Source organism: Peribacillus sp. NPDC058075, from assembly GCF_042885195.1.
Taxonomy (GTDB): Bacteria; Bacillota; Bacilli; order Bacillales; family DSM-1321; genus Peribacillus.
The window spans coordinates 1263178-1283461 of record NZ_JBHVSL010000001.1; the positions used below are offsets into that span (position 1 = coordinate 1263178).

Here is a 20284-nt window from a genome sequence, read left to right on the forward strand (position 1 = left end):
TTAATCAGAATAATAAGCCACTTAACCAACTAACGGAGCTACCGGAAAAAGGGATTAATCCTTTTGTCTTAATGTTTATCGTAATTGTAATCGTGACGGTTTTAACCTATATCTTACCTGCAGGCCAATATGAAAGAATTGAAAAGGATGGCCGAAGTGTAGTCAATCCCGCTTCCTTTGAGTTCGTAGAATCATCACCAGTGGGATTATTGGAAATGTTCAGCAGCATTCACGCAGGCATGGTTGAAGGAGCATCAATTATCTTGTTCGTCTTTTTGTTTGGCGGAGCATTGGGAATCATGCAGGCAACAGGAGCACTGGATTCCTTCATTAAGTTTGTGGCTGTCCGATTCGGAACAAAAGAGAAATTGCTTATTCCGTTGATGGTATTGATCTTCGCTTCATTAGGGACACTGATTGGCTCTGCTGAAGATGCATTAGTTTATATCGCAATCATTGTTCCGATGACGATTGCATTAGGCTTTGATGCACTTACGGGTTTTGCGATCGTCATCCTTGGGACATTGGCGACTGGATTCATTTCGGGCATTACGAACCCTTTTAATGTAGGAGTTGCCCAAAGTATTGCAGAACTGCCTATGTATTCGGGAATGGGATTGCGAATCGCCCTTCTTGCAGTGTTTTATGTCGTTACAGTATTGTACATCTATTTTCATGCAATGAAGGTGAAAAGAAACCCTGAACTAGGAGAGTATGGGAAATTCAGGCGTGAAGATCATGCACATTTTGATAAAAACTTTAGGATAAATACAAGACATAGCGCCGCTTTAATTATTTTATTGGTGAATTTCATCCTATTAGTATATGGAGTTATTAAATTAGGATGGTATATAAGTGAAATTGGCGGCTTGTTTTTATTAAGTGCAATCATTATGGGCATAATTGGTGGTTTAACTCCATCCAAGATGGCTAATGGTTTTATTTCAGGAGCAGGCGATATGGTTTCTGGGGCATTGATAATAGGAGTTGCGCAGACAATCCTAGTCATCATTACAAGTGGCGGATTGCTGGATACCATTTTATATTATGCTGCAGGATTGGTTGAACAACTTCCTCCCGCCATAAATGCAATCGGAATGTTCATTGTCCAATTATTTCTTAACTTCATTGTTCCATCCGGAAGTGGGCAAGCTGCATTGACGATGCCGATCATGGCTCCATTAGCTGATTTAATGGGTGTGACAAGACAAACAGCAGTATTAGCTTTCCAATTAGGGGATGGGATTTCGAATATGATATTTCCAACTTCTGGAGTGCTATTGGCTGGATTGGCAGTGGCAGGCATTTCATTTACGAAATGGGTAAAATGGGTGTTTCCATATCTACTGATTCAGTTTGCCTTAGCAATTATCTTTTTGATCATTGCTCAAAGCATACAGTATGGCCCTTTTTAAAGATCTGAAAAAACTGAATATTGGCACTAATAGGAGGCGCTTATGATGAAGAAAGTACAGGAGACGGTTGTAGATGAAGTGATTTCATGGAGACGTCATTTTCATGAAAATCCGGAGCTCTCCTATCAGGAGCACCGGACTTCTGAATTTATCTACAGGAAATTAAAAACCTTTTCAGGATTGGAAGTGACGAGACCAACCGAAACGAGCGTTTTAGCGGTTCTTAAAGGAACTAAAAAATCTGCCCGAAAATCGAATACCATTTCTTTTCGTGCAGATATTGATGCTCTCCCGATTGAAGAGGAAGCAGAAATTGAATTCAAATCAAAAAATCCTGGGGTTATGCATGCATGCGGTCATGATGCACATGCTGCGATGTTATTAGGTGCCGCTAAAGTCCTCTCCGGAAAAAAAGATGCGATTGATGGAGAAATCAGGTTTATTTTTCAACACGCAGAAGAGGTATTGCCAGGGGGAGCTCAGGAATTGGTAACAAAAGGGGTCATGGAAGGAGTGGATTATGCATTTGCACTGCATGTTACTCCTTATGAAGGAACAGGAACAATATGTTTAAGGGAAGGGGTATTCTGTGCTGCAGCCGATGATTTTGAAATTAAAATTATTGGTCAGGGCGGTCATGCGTCGACTCCGGAATTAACGGTAGATCCGCTGATCATTGGTGCAGAAATTACGACGAATATTCAGCATATCGTTTCCAGAAAAATTTCAGCACTTCGGACACCAGTCATTTCAGTCACTCAGTTCCATTCCGGAAGTGCGCTCAATGTCATACCAGAATATGCGGAAATCGGTGGTACCATTCGTTCCTTGGATTCTGATAGCCGAGTGAAAGCAAGGGAGCATCTTGAGCGAATCGTTAAGGGGATTTCGGAAGCGCATGGGGCAAAATGTGAAATTACTTGGTATTTAGGGTATCCAGCAGTGGTAAATGATAAAGCTGCTGTTGATATTTCAAGAACGGTCATGGAAGGTATTTTTGAAGAGAATAACATCATCAAGGTTGATGATCCCATGTTTGGAACAGAAGATTTTTCGGCTTTTTCAGAAATCGTTCCTTCTTCAATGCAATTTCTAGGGGTCCATAATAATGAGTTTGGAAAAGCTTATCCTCTACACCATCCTAAATTTAAAATCGATGAGAAGGCTCTAGGGTATGGAGTAAGATATTTTGTAGGAATAGCGGATAAATTGTGCAGTCATTAAAATAATTGAGCAAGCATTGGGCTGGCGTAGACACCCGTTATAGTTTAAAAGAAAACTTACGGTGTCATTTCTCCCTATCATGACTGGTTTTTCCATGGTTTCCGCTTCTGGAATAGTTAAATGCAGTAAAGTGATGAAAAGAAATTTCATTTAAAGAACTTCTGGTTCAAAAAGGTTAATATCCTACATTTAAAAAAATGGCTCTTTTCGTAAAGATTGTTGTTTTTAAAAATAAACTATTTACGGTTGATTGGAGCGCAAGTGCGAGACTCCTGCGGGAGCAGCGGGACAGGTGAGACCCCACAGGCGTTTACGCCGAGGAGGCTCACCGCCCGCCCCGCGGAAAGCGAGCATCTGGAGGGGAAATCAACCACACCGCTTTACTTGGTAAATAGCAACAAAGTATGCGAAAACAGCAAAAAAAATAAACTACCTATTTAGGAGGAATATATATGTTTAACCACGCGATTGTAAGAAAGATTGGTAAAAGTTTTGTAAATGGCTTAACAACATCGGATTTAGGAAACCCGGATTATGAAAAAGCGCTTATACAGCACAAGGCTTATGTAGAAGCATTAAAACGCTGCGGTGTGAAAGTCACCGTTCTCGAATCGGATGAAAGATACCCTGATTCTACGTTTGTAGAAGACACCGCAGTATTGACTCCGAAATGTGCACTTGTAACCAATCCTGGTGCAGATAGCCGTAATGGTGAGATTAATGAAATGAAAGAAGTTTTAAAGGACTTTTATGAAACAATAGAATATATTCAATCACCAGGTATGTTAGATGGCGGAGATGTAATGCAAGTTGAAAATCACTTCTATATTGGCCTTTCAACCAGAACGAATGAAGCAGGTGCTTTGCAATTCAAAGATATCATGGGTAAGTATGGCTATGATACGACCATCATTCCCCTTAAGAAATTCTTTCATTTAAAAACGGGTGTCAATTACCTGGGAGACAATAATTTATTAGTGGCCGGGGAATTCATTAATCACGAGGCTTTTTCTAGCTTTAATCAAATCATCGTAAAAGAGGAAGAAGAATATTCGGGTAACTGCGTCAGAATGAACGACTGCGTTATTGTCCCGAAAGGGTTTGATGGTACAAAGAAAAAAATTGAAGATTTGGGATACACAGTGATTGAAGTGGAAATGTCGGAATTTCAAAAACAAGATGGCGGCCTTAGTTGTCTTTCATTGAGGTTCTAAGATGATTCGGGAGAAGGCATAGGCTAATAGATAAGATAAGGACGTGATTATATGGGGTATGGACTGGAGAATAATGATCAGCTGCAACGCTCAATGAAAAGACGCCATTTATTTATGCTTTCACTTGGCGGCGTAATTGGTACAGGCCTATTTTTAAATGCAGGCTATACAATTAACCAAGCGGGGGCAGGAGGAGCCTTGATCGGATATCTAGCCGGCGGACTTATTTTGTATATGGTCATGGTCTGCCTTGGCGAGCTAGCCGTTCATATGCCGGTTACTGGATCATTCCAAAAATATGCAGCCGAATATATTGGGCCTTCCGCTGGTTTCTCTCTAGGATGGATGTATTTTGTAGGCTCAGCAGCAACTGCAGGAGTTGAGTTTACGGCAGCAGGAATATTGATGAAACAATGGTTCCCCCATAGTCCTACCTGGATTTGGTGTGCTGTGTTCATAGTGCTTTTATTTACATTGAATGCATTAACGACAAGAGGTTTTGCAGAGGCGGAATATTGGTTCGCAGGAATTAAAATCGTTGCAGTGCTTTTGTTTATCTTGATTGGAATCGCTGGCATCTTTGGTTTTGTCTCTTTATCTGATCGTCCAACCCCATTCTTTGAGAATTTGGCACCTTCTGGTCTTTTTCCAGCAGGAGGCATTACAATTATCTTTGTGACAATGATGAATGTGATATTTTCTTATCAAGGCTCAGAACTAATAGGAATAGCGGCAGGGGAAAGTGAAAAACCTGAAGAGAACATCCCTAAAGCCATTCGGAACGTACTATTTAGAATCATTGTTTTTTACATTTCGTCCATTATCATCCTTTCCGCCATATTCCCTTCTTCAGAATTAGGCTTATTGGAAAGTCCTTTTGTAACTTTAATGAAGATAACGGGGATACCTTATGCAGCAAGTATCATGAATTTCATTATTTTGACAGCCATTCTTTCCGTGGGGAATTCATGTCTGTATGCTTCCACGCGTTTGCTTTGGTCGATGGCCCATGATGGAATGGCACCTAAGGTGTTTGGTCTATTGTCCAAAAGGAAAGTGCCATTGAATGCCCTTCTTTTTACGATATGCTTTTCGCTTCTATCGTTATTGACCAGCTTCATTGCGGCCGATACTGTGTTCGTGATACTTATGTCCATAGCGGGAATTTCCGTCACGATCTCTTGGATGGGGATTGCTTTATCGCAATATATGTTCAGAAGGAAGTTTATAAAAGCGGGTGGTAAAACGGAAGATTTACAATACATAGTACCATTTTACCCATTTGTCCCGTTGTTTTGTTTAGGCTTTTGTTTGCTGATTCTAGTATTCCTTGCCTTTGATCCTACTCAACGAGTCGGACTGTTTTATGGGATAGGATTTTTGATAGCCTGTATAGTATTCTATAAATTTAAATTGGCTAAGAAAGTAGAGTCAAACACTAACTATGAAAATGAAAAAATATTGTAATAGAGTTACACCAAAGGCTAGCCAGTTTTTACTGGTTGGCCTTTTTAAATCTTGTACTTGCGGTAACTTGGATGATGATTTACTGAATCGGAAGGATAATGCTGACATTTTTACGAAAAAGAAGGAATACCTTACGAAGGGGGAATTAACAAGTCTGCGGAAAATTAACTTTTTTACGGAGGGGCGGAAAGAAAACAATAATATTAAAATCGGGGGAAGCAATGAAGATCAATCATATTAATTTAACAGTTAATGATGTTACGGCTTCACGTGAGTTTTTAGAAACATATTTTGGACTGACATGTGCAGGAAGTCGTGGAGATGGGTTCGCCGCAATGAAAGATGATGATGGTTCCATATTGACTCTAATGAAAGGAAGCGATGTACAATACCCCAAGACATTTCATGTTGGTTTCATACAAGAAAATGAAGATCAAGTTAACAGGATCAATCAGAAGTTGAAGGATCATGGATTCAAGGTAAAACCCCCACAACACTTACACAGATATACTTTCTACGTAGAAGCGCCCGGAGGATTTAATGTTGAAGTACTGTGTTAACGAGTTACCTTGGAGAAAATCGTAAACCCTAACGAAAAAGCTGACTGCAAAAGACCGTTCAAGGCGGCTCCTGTAATCAGCTTTTTTTTTTACTCTAGTATTCAGTCGGTTTAATAGAATCACTGCATGACTGCATCCTTAAATCAAACATGTATATTGAGTTGCTTACGGAGACGCTGCATTTCCGAATTGAAATAGGCTTTGCTGTAATCACATCCTACAATAGCAACGATATTGCCGTCATCATCAATGATTGGCGCAAAGCTTGTTTTCCACTCACCGTACCTGTCTTCGTATATGGGTGTCACACCAGCTTTACCATTAAACGCCTGGTATGCGGCATTAACCATTTCCGGGGGGCCCAAATATTCTTCCCCCGGTTCAATTACAAAGCCTTTGTCTGCAACGAGGTGAATCAGACGTCCATCCTCCGTCATGATAAATATAAAGACCCATTCAATTACGCCTTCCTTTTCTTGAATCATGGTCAGTTTTTGTTTTAATTTCTGGTTATAGGAAGTTTGCCGGTTCATATTTTTTTGTAGACTGATAACCTCTTCAGCTGGAATGATAGCTGCGGTTACAACGGCAATGGATCGAAGCCGCTGGTTTATTTGTTCTTCTAAAATGGCCCGTTTATCCACTGGTGAAAAGCTTGCCTCTTCAATTTTATTACGTAATTTTTTATATTTCCTGCTCATCGTCGGCTGGCTGACTTCCAATACCTTTGCTGCTAGTTTTATTGATTTGTATTGTTCCATCGCCATGTTGATCAGCTGTTCCTCCACAAGGTCGACTGCTTCCTGCAAAGGCATTAGAAAATCGATAGCGGGAAGTAAAGTGGGTTTGTTGGGTCCTTTAAAAGGAAGCACCTCTCTAACCAACGCAACATCCACTTCGGGTATTCCGCTAGTAATCACAAGCCTCTCAACTGTATTTTCAAGTTCGCGCACGTTGCCGGGCCATTGATAGATACATAGCAAGTCAAGTGCATCCGGTGTGAAAGCTACCTTTCGATTGTACAGTGTATTGTACTTTTGTAAAAAAAACTGAACCAGGTGGGGGATTTCATCTACACGATTTCTAAGCGGCGGAAGATGGATAGGAACGACATGAAGACGATAATATAAGTCTTCTCGGAATTCACCTTTTTTCACCATTTTTTCGAGCGATTTATTAGTTGCGGCAATCACTTGAATGTCAACAGGGTGTGATGTCGTACTTCCAATTGGTGTGACAACGCGTTCCTGAAGGACGCGAAGCAGTTTTACTTGAACATTAAGCGGTAACTCGCCAACCTCATCCAAGAATAAGATACCTTTATGGGCGAGTGTGAATTTCCCTTTGGCGCCGTCTTTCCGTGCGCTGGTAAAAGCCCCTTCTACGTAGCCAAAAAGTTCGCTTTCAATCAGGTTTTCCGGGATGGCGCCGCAATTGACAGGTATAAATGGCCCGTCACTTCTATTACCCATATTATGTATGGCCCTGGCTGCTATTTCCTTTCCTACACCGGATTCCCCCAATAATAGGACGGTTGCGCTGACATCACAAACCATTTGCATGTTATGCAGAACATCAAGCATCGGTTTACTGCGGATCACAAATGGAAATGATGGCTTCTTCGATTCCACTAAAGGCCCCGATTGCCCCCTTGATGTATCTGGATAAGAGTCTTTAATTTCTTTGTAGGCCCAAACCCATTCCCCGGATTCAATCGGGTATACCGTCATCAGCAGCTCTGGACCCTGCCATGTAGACTGCATGAAGGATCTTTTTTCATTTTTGCCCATTATCTCTTCTGCCAAGTTTGTAGCAAATAAATCTTGTTCAACATCCTTGATGGAACCGCCGACATTGGCGGATTTGGCTGTTTGGAATATGGAATTCCCTGTTCCGGTCGATTTCAGTATGGTGCCATTTTTATCTGTCACGATAAGCTGATCGTAAATAGACAAGAGTACAGAGGTGAAGTGATCCATTTATGTCTACCTGCCTTTCAAATAACTTCCTAGTTTTTATATTACAGAAATTTCATAATTGTTCAATAGTTTCAAAAATGAATATTCTTCCTTTTGAAAATCCTGTTAGCATAGTGTTTTCTGATTGGCATGGTTATTGCAATAAAGTAAAGAGAAGGGACTGGAAAGCATGATTGCAAAGGAGGGAGAAGCGATTTTGAATAAAGAGAATCAGTTTCAACAGAATATCAATTCAGAAGATCCCTTTATTAAAAATCTATATTCAGATTTGAATGAGCGGATCAATGCGTATGAGCAGGAAGAAGCCGTGAAAATCGACAAAATGAAATGGAAGGATGCGACAGGTTCTATTTTTTTCATGATTTTAATCATTGTCTACCTAATCTATTCACTTGTCTAATGTAGTTGTTTCGATCACCCAGAACTATATCAGCCGTATTCCAAGTAATACAATCATTATTCTATAGTTGGGAGAGAAGCGTGTGAGCAAAGAGAATTCCTCCATTTCAAAGGATGTGGCCTTTGGGTTCTTACCGGCAAGTAAAAATGACCGGATTTTTAACCTTCGGGATTTAATTTTAGTTCAAGTTGTTATTGGCCTCTCATCTTTTGGGCTGTTAACTGGTGGATACACAGGTACAATGCTTGACGCGAAGCAGTCACTTGCCGCGATTTTATTCGGTAATGCCTTCCCTATGCTGTTGATTGTTCCCATTACCCTTTATTTTGCGCGTTATGGCATAGATACCTTCGTAGGGTTTCGAAGTTCACTTGGGTATTTAGGATCGAATATCTTTTTCTTTGTTTTTCTTATTTTAACTCTCGGCTATATTTCCATTGCGCTTTTTATGTCCGGCCAGGCGTTGGCAGAGGCGGCTAATTGGATGGGCATGCCCGCGATTTTCTCAAGCCAAGCAACGGGAGCGCCGTTTTTCTCGATTTTGCTTTTCGTCTGTGCATTCCTTGTAACGGTGAGGGGACCGGTAGCGATTCAAAAATATACCGCAGTAGCCGTTCCAGTTTTTATGGTTCTCATGTTTGGCCTGCTCGCAATAGTCTTGTTTGGACAGGGGTTCACGGAAGTGGCTCATATACTTCCTTCTGAGCCATTTGAAACGAGTTCTCGTTCATTCGCGACAGCCCTGGAGTTAAACATCGGTCTCGGCTTTTCATGGCTTCCGTACCTTGGCCAATACAGCCGTTTATCTAAAACAGAAGGAGGAGCATTTAAAGCGGGATTTTACGGCTATGGAATTATCGTCTGTATCGCCGCATTAGTTGGGGCCCTTGCTGCATTAGTCACTGGTTCTCTTAATCCTTCTGACTGGATGTTTTCCATCGCAGGAAGTTGGGGCGGCTTCATTGGCTTGATTTTACTTTCGGTAGGGAATGTCGGTGCAGCCATATTCCTTATGTACTCACAAGCTGTCAGCTTTAAAACTGTATTCCCGAAAAAGTCATGGAAGATTGCGATGGGTACAACCGTACCGACTATATTCTTACTTTTAAGCTCAACGTTCTACGATGCCTTTGGTTCATTCATTGCTGTCATCTCTTTTATAATGGCTGTTCTCGGGGGGATTGTCGTTGCAGATTACTTCTTTGTAAAGCGCCAACGCATTTCAATAAGGGATTTGTATGACACGCAAGGCACTTATACCTATTGGAAAGGCATTAACCCTTCGGCCGTTCTCACGGTGGTTATCGGAACGACCGTTTACTGGGCACTCTATAATCCATTGACTTTTGAAGCAAGTGGCTTTTTCCTTTATACAGCTGCTGGAATTCCAACATACTTTGTCGCTTTAGTCACCTACTATGTTTCATCTAAATACATTTTCCGTTATGAAGTCGACATGGAGCGTCCATCCGTGGAATTAAAGGAAGCTAAATAGAAAAAAACTCACTTTAAAGAATCTAGGGAACGAAAGGAGATTGTTCAATGTTTACACAAAGTTTAGATTTCAAAACAACAGATTTAGATACATTCCCATTTCCATTCACTTCAGGTAACTATCGTTATTCAAACGACTTGAAAAAACTCTCAAACGTTAACTGTATTGAAGTTACACCAGAATACAGACTCCAAGTGGAAACGAAGCGTCGTCTCCTTCAAGAACAGCCGCATATAAGGTTTCAATCTTTTTCACACACGATGGAAATGCAATGGGAAGTGTTGGAGATGCTAATCGACATGGCAACTGATCGCTATCCGGAACATTTCGAGGTCATTAAAGATGGAGACAACTGGACTTTCAAGAACCACATTTTCGGGGAATCCGATTCATTCGTGTATGGCGATGCCAGCACGCTTCCAAATGAGCCGCTTGATTATATAGGCCGCCATTTCCATAATGATTTTGTTTTAATGGTTCATCGCGATAGTAATTTCTACTTGGAAGTGGGGCAAGTTTCATACGCTGCACTCTTCTCGGCTAACTGGAATAAAGGCATGTCCTTTGATGAGATCCATGCACCTGTTCCATTCGTATCACGGAAAGGTGATGAACTCGCAGATCGCGTTCGTAAGTTTTTATTATCCATCGAGCCAGGAAAGCCATGGACACGCATTAACTGGAACCTGATGGCGGACCGTTGGGATGTCAACTATGAAACGATGGATGTATGGGGACCGCAGCGCTCTGAAATAACACCGGAAAATGCAGGTAAACTTGTTCGTTTGCGCGTTGAAGAACAAAAATTTTATCGCATGCCCCGAAGCAACGCCATTCTATTCGTATTGAATACTCAGTTCCTGCCGCTGGAGGATTTGACAATGCGCCAGGAGTGGTTTGATCTGACATATAGCGTACTGCAGGATATTCCGGAACCTATTGCTGAATACAAAGGAATTGCCCCGTTTCTTTCGCAATCGGTCGAATATTTGAGGAGTATCGATGAAAAACAAAAAAGCGAAGATAAACAATAAGTAGGAGGATAGGGCCTTGTACAATAGTCCAGTATTGTTTGATAAATCCATTACGATCGTAAATCAATTTACTCCTCGGAATGAACGAAGAAAGTTTGTCGTCATTTCTGATCAAGCCGGATATGAAAAGGCGAAAAGTTTCACTTCTGAAATCGCAGGAACAGTGCCTGTTGAATGTCTTTCCATTAATGGAATGGAAGATAAAGAGGAGATTAAGAGAGTCATCTTGTCACAAAAGATGGGCACCCAATTTTATATTGCGGCAGCTTGGAACAATGCCGTAATGATCTTCTCGCTCGGGGTGGAAGCTGGTCTATCTGAAGCTGAGATCCAGACGGTGATTATTGGCCCTAAACGGCGGTATGTATATTGCATGAAATGTTTCGAAGTGTCGGAAATCGCAGAAGAAGCCGAAATTGCAGAATGTGACCATTGCAAAGCCAGTCTTGAAATAGGACCATTTTATTCAATCGTACGGGAAGGTTATATTGGTTACCCATTCATCCCAATCGGAAAAGAAGAAGTAGGGAGCTGATCATCATGCGGGTAGTAGGAAATATTCAAATGAAAGTAAACAAGATCATTCAAGAAACTCCATTCGTAAAACAGTTCGAAATGATTCCAGTTGATGGAAAACCATTGCCTGCTTTTACTGGCGGTTCGCATTTGACCACTTTCATGCCGGTAGGGGATACGATAATCGAGCGAGAATATTCCCTTATCAGCAACCCAAGGGACCGTAAAAAATATGCCATTTCCATTCGGCGTGATGAGGCGTCACGCGGAGGTTCCGCTTTCTGGCATGATCATGTAACAATAGATTCCAGATTGGAAGTCAGCTTCCCTAAAAACAACTTCCCTCTTAGCTTTCGAGCTAAGCATCATGCATTTTATGCAGCTGGAATCGGCATCACTCCATTTCTGGCAATGATGGAAGATATGGCTGCCGAAGGACAAACCTTCGAACTTCATTATGCAGCACGCACACCGGAATTATGTGCTTTTTATGATCTGTTGAAAGCCAAATATCCTGATCAATGCACCTTTTATTTTTCGCAGACAGAAGACCAACACAGAATGATGCCTGAGACGATGATGGATCATCGCATTGGCACGCATGTATATTTTTGCGGACCAATCGAGATGGTACAAGAGTACCGAAAAGCTGCCAGTTCCTATGGTTATCCGGAACATGCGATTCACTTTGAATTATTTGCTTCAAAACATGACGGGCCGAAAGAACCTTTCATTGTCGACCTTACAGACAGCGATCGGTCCATCCGTGTTCATGAAGGCGAAACACTGCTTGATGCGCTTTTAAGGGAAGGCATTGATGCACCTTATTCTTGTAAAGTGGGCGGGTGCGGAAGTTGTGAGGTGGATGTTGCAGAAGGTGAAGTGGATCACCGGGATTTCTTCCTTAGCGAAGAAAACCGCCAAACACGCGACTCAATCCTGACATGCTGCTCACGTGCGAAGGACGACAGACTAGTTATAAAGCTTTAACGATTCCGTACAGGCTTACAATAAAAATAAAGAAAACCGGAGGCAAAAAACATGACAATTTTAGAAACGGCAGTTATAGAGCTTAAAAATTACATCGACGGTAAGTGGCAGACCTCATCTTCAAATGAAGTAATCCCGGTAATCAATCCCGCAACACAGGAAGTCATTGCAAGGGCTCCGCGTGCCACCAAGGAAGATACAGAAAGGGCAATCTCCGTTGCGAAGGCAGCTTTTGAAAGTGGAATCTGGTCAGGCCTGACAGCACAGGAGCGTGCTTCCTACCTATATAAAATCGCTGATAAAATGGAGGAACGTGCGGAAGAGTTAACGATTCTTGAAACAATGGACAATGGAAAACTCAAAGCGGAGGCAGGTTTCGATATTGCGGATGCCGCCGCGTGTTTCCGTTACTACGCAGGATTGGTCCTTCATCCAGAAGGGGAAACTTATCAAGTTCCCGCTCCGGTACAAGCGATGGTTGTTCGTGAGCCAGTAGGTGTAGCCGGTTTGATTGTACCTTGGAATTTCCCTCTTCTAATGAGTGTTTGGAAAATCGCACCGGCCCTTGCGGCAGGTAACACCATTGTATATAAACCGGCTGAAGTGACACCTGTTACAGCAATGAAATTATTTGAAATCCTGGAGGAAGTAGGCATCCCTAAAGGTGTGGCTAATATGGTGATGGGCCGCGGCACTGTAGTCGGTCAAACCATTGCAGAAAGCAAGGATGTGGACATTGTTTCATTTACAGGAAGTACGGATGTTGGCCGAACAATCATGAAGGCGGCCGCGGGCAATTTAAAGAAAATTTCCCTTGAGCTTGGCGGTAAATCACCTAACATCGTTTTTGCAGATGCAGATTTAGAGACGGCCGTCGATTACGGATTATTCGGCATCTTTTTCGGTGCAGGCCAAGTATGTTCATCAGGCAGCCGCATCCTGGTTGAGGAAAGTATTTATGATGAATATGTAAGACGCTATGTGGAACGCGCAAATAAAATCAAAGTAGGACCTGGACTTGCGGAAGACAGCAACATGGGGGCAATTGTCAGCGAAGCGCAAATGAATAGCATTTTGAACTATATTGAAATCGGCAAACAGGAAGGTGCGACACTTGCAGCTGGCGGTTACCGTCTTGTAGATGAAGACCTTGACAAAGGATACTTCATTGCACCGACTGTATTCACCGATGTAACACCTGACATGCGCATCGTACAAGAGGAAATTTTCGGACCGGTCGTTGTCATTCAAAAGTTTAAAGATGAAGAAGAAGCTATTAAACTTGCAAATGATACAGACTACGGCCTTGCAGGCGGCGTCTTCACTAACGATGGCGCAAAAGGATTGCGAGTGATCAAGAAAGTGCGGGCAGGCATCACATGGGTGAATGATTATCATCCAACATATGTCGAGGCGCCATGGGGCGGTTACAAACAGAGCGGGATTGGACGCAGTTTAGGAAAATACGGCTTGGATGAATACCAGGAAATTAAGCAAATCAACATTAATCTCGATGTAAAACCTCTCGGCTGGTTTCCAAAATAATCATATGATTAGAGCAGAGAGACAAACAACTTACCATAATTAAACTAAAGGGGGCGGAAGTAAAAAATTCCGCACCCTTTTGAAATTTCCTTTGAAACTTTGTCCAAGGTTAATAAATGGCAGGGTTCATTGGCTAAAGTAATCATTTCAAGTTGATCTCGCTGAATGGAATCATATTAAAACCATCCTCATCACCTTAAGCTTTAATCCTACTAAAAGAGTTCTATCAATTAGAGAGAAAGGCACGAGGCTCCTGCGGGAAAAGCGCGTCTAGTGGAGACCCCGCAGGCGCCTGCCAAGGAGGCTCCCCGACCGCCCGCGGAAAGCGAGTGCCTGGATCGGAAACCAACGTTCAAATTGTTCAATCCAAAAAACCTAATCCAAATACGGATTAGGTTTTTTGTCAGAGAAACTTATTAAAACCCTCAAAAAATGTTTCGTAAGCATTTAAATAATGGAGAGGTGAGCATCCGAAGGAATTAGCTTTTGCGCAGTTTTGTTCCTAAACAAAAGGACAAATTTTCCTGTGCTGAGTAAAAATGGATTTGAGCATAAAAAACACCATTGATATGATATAAGTGTCATTCCGAAGCATATTTATCGCTGTAATCAGAAATAGTATATATGGATTGATTTGTTTTACCGGTGTAGCATTTATACATAGTATCATAAAGAGATCAGGTTAGGAGTGAAGACTGATGACTAAGTTTTATTCGGATATGACAGTGGAGGAAGCGATATCATGTTTCCCGATAGGAAGCACTGAAGTGGAAGTATTAGATGATTCAGAGGATTTCATTGGATTTTTGACTATTGAGGCGTTATCTGCGGCAGTGCAGCAGAGTGATTTGACGAAGCCAATTTCTCATTTCATTACTGTGAATGCACCGCTGCAGAATTTACGAAATTACTCAATACCCTATGAACAATTTCAAACATTCTTCGAGAGTGATTTATGCAGGGTTGTATTTAATGCCTTGTATGATGGCGTGTATATCACGGATGGCGATGGAACGACATTATTCATCAATCAAGCGTATCAGCGTATTACTGGAATAAGAGAAGAGGAAATCATCGGAAAACCGATGAGTTATTTAGTTGAGCAAGGCATGATATCCGTTTCAGCTTCATTGGACTCCATTCGAACGAAGAATCAAGTTACATTGACACAAAGAATTCGAAATGGAAGAAAGATTATCGTATCGGCCACACCTATTCTATCGCCGAAGAATGAAGTCATATTTGTCATTAATAGTGTCAGGGATATTACTGAATTAATCCGGATGAAGTATACGATCGACAGCCAAAAGTTATCTTTCCAACCTATTTCTCAATTATTTCCTGGCTCGGAACAGGTGAATTTACAGGAAATAATCATTGGTCCCTCTACAACTCCTTTATTCAAATTGGCTGATAAAGTAGCTAAAACGGATGCGAAGATCTTGTTGCAGGGGGAAACGGGAGTAGGGAAGAGTTTAATTGCCAAGTACATACATGCAAAAAGCTCCAGGAAGGAAAAAATTTTCCTTGAAATAAATTGCGGAGCCATCCCAGCGAACTTGGTGGAATCAGAACTTTTTGGATATGAACCAGGGGCATTTACCGGATCCCTTAAGAATGGGAAAATGGGGATTTTTGAGAAAGTGAATGGTGGCACGTTATTTTTGGATGAAATTGGGGATTTACCTTTAGAGCTACAGGTAAAACTCTTGAAAGTGGTAGAAGAAAACAAGTTTATGAGAGTAGGTTCTACCGAAATGAAAGAAGTGGATGTCAGGTTAATTACAGCCACCCATCGTGATCTGGCCACCCTCGTGCAAGAAGGATCTTTCCGCGAAGATCTTTATTACCGGCTTAATATCGTTTCCTTTGAAGTCCCGCCTTTACGCCAGCGAAAGGAAGAAATGATCCCGCTTTTAGAAATGTATTTGAAAAAATTCAATGAAAAATATAATGAAAAGAAAAAGATGACACCGGAATGCTATGAATGGCTGACGCACTATTCGTGGCCTGGCAATATACGTGAGCTTGCGAGTCTTGCAGAGCGGCTGGTCGTCACGACTTATGATGATACGATTGATTTGCCTAATTTACCATCTTTCATCCAGCCGGTCTTATCAAAAAAAACGACAACACATTCTTTGAAGGAAGCCGTTTCCGAGCTGGAGCGCTCCCTGATATTGAATGCGATGAAGAAGTATGGGACTACAAGGGCTGCTGCCATCTCATTGGATATCAGTCAAAGCGCTTTGGTGCAAAAAATGAAAAAATTTCACATGCGATTAGAAAACGAATCGAATTAGTTTTTTTGATTTGATTTCTACTCATTATTTATACTGTCACCCATGACAAAAAGGTTATCCCCCTTATGAATTAAGCGTTTTCACACTTTGGCATGATTCCTGCATTAGTAAATACATGAAAGGGGAGATAAACATGAATATTTCTATTTTTTCTATGGCTAACAAATTGGTGACAGGAGCAGATTCTTTACAGCAGCTGACTGATGAGGTTACGCGATTAGGGATGAAGAATCCGTTGATCGTTACAGATAAAGTTTTAGTGGGTGCTGGGGTTGTGCAGAGGGTTGAGGATTTACTTTCTGCAGAATGTGGTATTTTTTCGGATGTGAATCCAGAGCCGGAAATTGAAATCGTTGAGCAATGTGTACGGTCAATCAAGGATGGAAAACATGATGGACTGATTGCGGTAGGCGGTGGAAGTGCGATGGATATTGCGAAAGCCTCTTCCGTCATGGCTACGAATTCAGGCAGCATCGAGACATATTTCGGTACGAACTTGATTGAAGTTCCGGGTCTACCTTTAATAGCCATACCGACGACGGCAGGAACCGGGTCAGAAGTGACGAATATTTCGATTTTATCGGACAAAAAAGAACAGGTTAAGAAGGGAATTGTAAGTCCGTATCTTTTACCGGATGTAGCGATTGTATCGCCCGTCATGACGCTGACTTGCCCGCCAAGTGTGACTGCTGCGAGCGGAGTGGATGCACTTGTTCATGCGGTCGAGGCTTATATTTCCAAATTTGCTTCTCCCGTTACGGATGCTTTGGCAATTGGGGCCATGAAGTTGATCGCAAAAAATTTACCAAAGGCTTATGCTGCGCCAGATAATCTGGAAGCAAGGGAAGCGATGATAACTGGTAGCCTAATGGCAGGGTTAGCTTTTGGAAATGCCGGAGTTGGAGCTGTTCATGCCTTAGCTTATCCTCTTGGAGGCCGCTTCCATTTATCACATGGAGTCAGCAATTCATTATTACTGCCATTTGTCATGAAGTGGAATAAAATTGCATGTTTGGAAAGGTTCCGTGACATTGCTGAAGCACTTGGAGAGAAAGTCAATCATTTAAATGATGATGAGGCAGCGGATAAGGCTATAGAAGCGATGACCAGAATATGCCGTTATGTTGATATACCACAGTCACTAAGTGAATTTGACATTCCTGAATCGGCTTTAAATGAAATGGCTGCCGAGGCCATCAAACAAGTCCGTTTACTTCGCAATAATCCCCGTGCATTAAACGTCCGGGATATCGAAAAAATTTACCGTTCAGCCTATGGCTTTTAAGTGGAGGAAACAATATGAAATGGAAAAACCGTCGTTATGGAGAAGAGACATCGTATATACCTGCGGGACCTTTTAAAATTAGACTGCCATTTGTCCATTATCGTTTTGAGTGGCCTGACTATGTTCAAGGCTTATTGATGTGTGCAGTTGATCTTGGGGCGATTACACTGCTTGCAGACCATCTAGGTATGCCTTTTGATGTGGCTCTAGCCGTCGTAGTCTTGAATGGCTTATTGTATTTGGCACATCATTTACTCGGTGACCCAGTTATCCCGGGTTGGATTACACCTGCGGTTCCATTGCTTGTATTGTTCGTCGGGCAATTTCCCGAAGGACCTGATCGGGTCTATGCACTCGTTGCATTTCAACTAACATTAGGTATTTTATCGATATTGCTAGGAATGACCGGACTTGCCAGTAAGGTCGTGCGATTGGTGCCGAACGCAATCAAATCAGGCATTATTTTAGGAGCTGGTATTGGAGCTGTCGTTTCCATCTTTGAAGTGGGTGGAAAGTTTGATTTATTTCCTTATACAATAAGCATTTGTATCGGCTTTGCCTTTTACCTGCTTTTTTCGAAAAGTTTTGGAAAATTGAAAATGCGGAATAAAGTTTGGATATTCATAGGCAATTTAGGGATATTGCCAGCAATCTTGCTTGCGGTCTTTGTAGCCCCAATTTTTGGAGAAGCAAAATGGCCTGATATCCAATGGGGATTCAGCAGTCCGGATTTTGCTACGCTTTGGTCTGACTATACTGTTTTCGGTTTAGGTTTTCCTGCCTTGACCTTCTTTTTAAGTGCGATTCCAGCTGTTTTTGCTACTTATTTAGTCGTATTCGGGGATGTGCTCAAAACGAAAGCGCTGCTTTCTGAATCCGATGAGGTCAGGGAAGATGAAAAAGTGGACTATAATCCAAACAGAGCTCATTTAATTTTTGGCGGCCGAAATGTGATCATGAGTTTTATTGGACCTGATATAACAATGTGCGGTCCGTTGTGGGCAGCCATGCAGGTCGTGGTTGTGGAACGATTCAAGAATGGCAAGAAAGCCATGAATTCTTTCTTCGGAGGAGCCGGCTCGTTCCGTTGGGGTACGAATACAGGGTTATTTTTATTGCCGGTAGTCAGCTTGGTGGAACCAATTCTTGGTGTGGCCTTGGCCTTAACGCTTTTGGTTCAAGGATATGTTAGCGTACGCGTCGGTGTGATGCAGGCGAAGAGCCAACGCGATCTGGGAATTGCAGGGGTCGTCGCTGCCATCCTTGTTATAAAAGGTGCTGGAATGGCGTTTGCAGCAGGAATTCTATTATGTGCCCTTTTATATGGCAAGGACTTTTTCAAAGGAGAGAATGATAAGACATTTACAGATCACGAAGAAGAAGAGGAGATTAAAGCAGGATGAAAAAAGTAGTGGAAAAATGGCCAATTTATATAAACGGCGCACCGATTCATACAGAAAGTCATTTTGTAGTGGAAAATCCAGCAACATTGGAGCCTGTGGGCTATGTTCCGGACGCTAACGAAAAAGAGGCAAAGGCTGCAGTGGATGCAGCTCAAGCTGCTTTTCTGACTTGGTCGAAAACCAGTGCCTATCATAGGGCGGAATTACTTGAGAAGTGGTATGCGATCATTGAGGACAGGCTGGATGAAATCGCAACGATCATGACACTGGAACAAGGAAAGCCATTGGCAGAGGCAAAAGGTGAAATGAAATATGCTTCAAGTTTCGTGAAATGGTACGCTGAAGAAGCAAAGCGCAACTATGGGGAAATCATTCCAGCCTCCGTTGCTTCAAAGCGTATTTTAGTGCAAAAGCAGGCAGTAGGTGTCGTTGCTGCCATTACCCCGTGGAATTTTCCTGCAGCCATGATCACGAGGAAAGTGGCGCCAGCTCTTGCCGCAGGATGTACCGTGGTCATCAAACCTGCGGAACAAACGCCTTTGACCGCTTTGCTATTAGTTGAAAGTGCCCATGAAGCAGGCATTCCGGCAGGTGTGATAAATATTGTAACTACACAGAAACCGGGAGACGTATCAGACGTGTGGATGAATGATTCACGTGTTAAAAAGATCACATTTACCGGCTCCACTCCTGTAGGGAAACATCTAATGAAAAAAGCCGGAGAAACAGTAAAAAAGGTCTCGCTTGAACTCGGTGGATTGGCTCCGTTCATCATTGCTGAGGATGCGAATATCGAAGAAGCTGTAAATGGTTTAATTCAATCGAAATTCAGGAATGCTGGACAAACATGTATTTGTGCGAATCGAATATTTGTCCATGAGACAATCGAACAGCCGTTTTTACAAGCTTTTGAAGCAGCCGTTTTAACGTTGAAGGTTGGAAATGGAATGGAAGGAACCGATCTTGGTCCATTGATAGATGGAGCTGCAGTAAAAAAAGTTCAGCTTCAATTAGAGGATGCTGCTAATAAAGGGGCTATCATCCATAACACCTCAAAAGTCGATGAAAAACAAGGCCATTTTATCGCACCAGCCATACTTTCCAATGTAACGGATGATATGCTATGCATGCAGGAAGAAACGTTTGGGCCAATTGCGCCAGTCACTACATTCAAAACCGATCAAGAAGCGATAGATCGAGCCAATAACACGAATTTTGGCTTGGCAGCTTATGTGTATACTGAGTCATTAAATAAGGCAGTTGCCTATTCGGATGCTCTTGAATATGGGATTGTCGGTATTAATGACAGTGCCCCATCCACTGCCCAAGCACCATTTGGAGGAATGAAGGAAAGTGGTTTAGGTAGGGAAGGGGGACACTATGGCATGGATGAATATTTAGAAGTGAAGTATGTATCCATGCAGCTTGGCAAGTAAAATAAAACAGAAGAGTCG

Annotated in this window: 16 protein-coding genes; 15 read left to right on the top strand and 1 reads right to left on the bottom strand. The window is 42.1% G+C overall.

Annotated features, from left to right (window positions below; all coding sequences use genetic code 11):
• Positions 1-71: 71 nt before the first annotated feature.
• The 5 genes from ACFVS1_RS06395 to ACFVS1_RS06415 all read left to right on the top strand — a co-directional run bounded on the left by ACFVS1_RS06395 (position 72) and on the right by ACFVS1_RS06415 (position 5880).
• Positions 72-1415, top strand: coding sequence for a YfcC family protein (locus ACFVS1_RS06395; protein ID WP_387549216.1), 1344 nt, complete (start codon positions 72-74; stop codon positions 1413-1415).
• A 45-nt stretch (positions 1416-1460) separates the two neighbouring features.
• Positions 1461-2639 carry an amidohydrolase gene (locus tag ACFVS1_RS06400; protein ID WP_387545781.1) on the top strand — a complete coding sequence of 393 codons (1179 nt, stop codon included), beginning with the start codon at positions 1461-1463 and terminating at the stop codon, positions 2637-2639.
• A gap of 452 nt (positions 2640-3091) precedes the next feature.
• Positions 3092-3853: a dimethylarginine dimethylaminohydrolase family protein gene (locus ACFVS1_RS06405; protein ID WP_352920555.1), complete on the top strand. Its 762-nt coding sequence runs from the start codon at positions 3092-3094 to the stop codon at positions 3851-3853.
• Positions 3854-3904: 51 nt separating this feature from the next.
• Complete coding sequence (locus ACFVS1_RS06410; RefSeq protein ID WP_352920557.1) at positions 3905-5320, top strand: amino acid permease; 1416 nt, start codon at positions 3905-3907, stop codon at positions 5318-5320.
• 221 nt (positions 5321-5541) lie between these two features.
• Complete coding sequence (locus ACFVS1_RS06415) at positions 5542-5880, top strand: VOC family protein (protein WP_387545784.1); 339 nt, start codon at positions 5542-5544, stop codon at positions 5878-5880.
• Positions 5881-6023: 143 nt separating this feature from the next.
• Here ACFVS1_RS06415 and ACFVS1_RS06420 read toward each other — a convergent pair whose 3' ends face one another.
• On the bottom strand, positions 6024-7859 hold the full coding sequence (locus ACFVS1_RS06420; RefSeq protein ID WP_387545786.1) for a sigma 54-interacting transcriptional regulator: 1836 nt from the start codon (positions 7857-7859) through the stop codon (positions 6024-6026).
• A 169-nt stretch (positions 7860-8028) separates the two neighbouring features.
• On the opposite strand from ACFVS1_RS06420, the gene ACFVS1_RS06425 reads away from it, so the two are divergent.
• The 10 genes from ACFVS1_RS06425 to ACFVS1_RS06470 all read left to right on the top strand — a co-directional run bounded on the left by ACFVS1_RS06425 (position 8029) and on the right by ACFVS1_RS06470 (position 20266).
• Entirely contained in the window at positions 8029-8259 is a 231-nt protein-coding gene (locus ACFVS1_RS06425) for a hypothetical protein (RefSeq protein ID WP_241590268.1), read from the top strand.
• Between the two features lie 82 nt (positions 8260-8341).
• Positions 8342-9754: a purine-cytosine permease family protein gene (locus ACFVS1_RS06430; protein ID WP_387545789.1), complete on the top strand. Its 1413-nt coding sequence runs from the start codon at positions 8342-8344 to the stop codon at positions 9752-9754.
• Between the two features lie 47 nt (positions 9755-9801).
• A complete protein-coding gene (locus ACFVS1_RS06435) occupies positions 9802-10788 on the top strand; it encodes a heme-dependent oxidative N-demethylase family protein (protein ID WP_387545791.1) in 987 nt (328 codons plus the stop codon).
• A 16-nt stretch (positions 10789-10804) separates the two neighbouring features.
• Positions 10805-11323, top strand: a complete 519-nt coding sequence (locus tag ACFVS1_RS06440) for a hypothetical protein (protein ID WP_387545794.1) — start codon at positions 10805-10807, stop codon at positions 11321-11323.
• Positions 11324-11352: 29 nt separating this feature from the next.
• Positions 11353-12294 carry a PDR/VanB family oxidoreductase gene (locus ACFVS1_RS06445; RefSeq protein ID WP_387545796.1) on the top strand — a complete coding sequence of 314 codons (942 nt, stop codon included), beginning with the start codon at positions 11353-11355 and terminating at the stop codon, positions 12292-12294.
• Between the two features lie 51 nt (positions 12295-12345).
• Positions 12346-13839, top strand: coding sequence for an aldehyde dehydrogenase family protein (locus tag ACFVS1_RS06450; protein ID WP_387545798.1), 1494 nt, complete (start codon positions 12346-12348; stop codon positions 13837-13839).
• Between the two features lie 698 nt (positions 13840-14537).
• Positions 14538-16142 carry a sigma-54 interaction domain-containing protein gene (locus ACFVS1_RS06455; RefSeq protein WP_387545800.1) on the top strand — a complete coding sequence of 535 codons (1605 nt, stop codon included), beginning with the start codon at positions 14538-14540 and terminating at the stop codon, positions 16140-16142.
• 133 nt (positions 16143-16275) lie between these two features.
• Complete coding sequence (locus ACFVS1_RS06460) at positions 16276-17427, top strand: iron-containing alcohol dehydrogenase (protein ID WP_387545803.1); 1152 nt, start codon at positions 16276-16278, stop codon at positions 17425-17427.
• A gap of 14 nt (positions 17428-17441) precedes the next feature.
• Entirely contained in the window at positions 17442-18830 is a 1389-nt protein-coding gene (locus ACFVS1_RS06465; protein WP_387545805.1) for a hypothetical protein, read from the top strand.
• Positions 18827-20266: an NAD-dependent succinate-semialdehyde dehydrogenase gene (locus tag ACFVS1_RS06470; RefSeq protein WP_387545807.1), complete on the top strand. Its 1440-nt coding sequence runs from the start codon at positions 18827-18829 to the stop codon at positions 20264-20266. Before ACFVS1_RS06465 ends, ACFVS1_RS06470 begins: the two co-directional genes overlap by 4 nt.
• Positions 20267-20284: the final 18 nt, after the last annotated feature.